Source organism: Arthrobacter sp. H20 (assembly GCF_000520515.1).
In the GTDB taxonomy this organism is placed as follows: Bacteria; Actinomycetota; Actinomycetes; order Actinomycetales; family Micrococcaceae; genus Arthrobacter_D.
On the sequence record NZ_KI914721.1, the window covers coordinates 4,064 to 4,823 of the forward strand.

General features: G+C 66.7%; 1 protein-coding gene and 1 pseudogene. Both read right to left on the minus strand.

Annotated features, from left to right (window positions below; all coding sequences use genetic code 11):
• Positions 1-342, minus strand: a pseudogene (locus Y703_RS18330) (TrkA C-terminal domain-containing protein); the annotation flags it as partial.
• 43 nt (positions 343-385) lie between these two features.
• The coding region (locus tag Y703_RS18335) for a TrkA C-terminal domain-containing protein (protein ID WP_035764072.1) at positions 386-760 on the minus strand (375 nt) is incomplete at its 5' end.

Genomic DNA, 760 nt, shown 5'->3' on the forward strand with positions numbered 1-760 from the left:
GGGCAGACCCGGCGCGTCGATGGGCGCGCCGTCGTCCGCCTCATCGGTTTCCCCCGGGACGGCGAGCAGGACGCTGCGCAAAGCGTCCTCGGCGGCAATCGCAGCGATCAGGAACAGCTCATCTCCGGGTTCGACGACGTCGTCGGGGCTCGGGGTAATCGACGCATCGTCCCGCAGGATGGCAACTACTGTGCAGTCCTCCGGCAGGATCAGCGAGCCGAGCGTCCGCCCCACGATCGGTGACTCTTGAGGGACAGTGAACTCGACGATCGACGACACGCCGCTCTGCAGGGTCAGTAACCGCACCAGGTCGCCGATCTCCACCGCTTCTTCGACCAGTGCCGGCCCCTCAGCTTCAGGACCCGAGCCAGCACCCTCGACGCAGCTAGGGCAGACCCGGCGCGTCGATGGGCGCGCCGTCGTCCGCCTCATCGGTTTCCCCCGGGACGGCGAGCAGGACGCTGCGCAAAGCGTCCTCGGCGGCAATCGCAGCGATCAGGAACAGCTCATCTCCGGGTTCGACGACGTCGTCGGGGCTCGGGGTAATCGACGCATCGTCCCGCAGGATGGCAACTACTGTGCAGTCCTCCGGCAGGATCAGCGAGCCGAGCGTCCGCCCCACGATCGGTGACTCTTGAGGGACAGTGAACTCGACGATCGACGACACGCCGCTCTGCAGGGTCAGTAACCGCACCAGGTCGCCGATCTCCACCGCTTCTTCGACCAGTGCCGTCATTAGGCGGGGGGTGTTGACGGCAAC